This window comes from Pantoea conspicua (assembly GCF_002095315.1).
Lineage (GTDB): Bacteria > Pseudomonadota > Gammaproteobacteria > Enterobacterales > Enterobacteriaceae > Pantoea > Pantoea conspicua.
The window spans coordinates 1-259 of sequence record NZ_MLFN01000123.1; the positions used below are offsets into that span (position 1 = coordinate 1).

Annotated in this window: 1 protein-coding gene; it reads right to left on the reverse strand. The window is 38.6% G+C overall.

Translation table 11 applies throughout. The features are described from left to right. The coding region (locus HA41_RS20910; RefSeq protein ID WP_279627075.1) for a MarC family protein at window positions 1-81 on the reverse strand (81 nt) is incomplete at its 3' end. Between the last annotated feature and the right edge of the window lie 178 nt (window positions 82-259).

The following is a 259-nucleotide window of genomic DNA, read 5'->3' on the forward strand; positions in this document are numbered from 1 at the left end:
AACCGACATAAAAATCGGCAAATTGCCCAAGGGGTCCATAATTAACAACAATAATATGGTCGCTGAAATCATTTCAGTCATTCGTTTTACGCCGTCTTGTGAGCTGGAAATGGCTGTTATTAGTTACGCTGCTGAAAAAGTTAGCAGCTGGAAATGGCTGTTATTAGTTACGCTGCTGAAAAAGTTAGCATAATCGAATTAATTCACTTGCCAGAAAGCCTGCATTTTGTAGAGTTGATGGTCACAGGTAAATCTTATT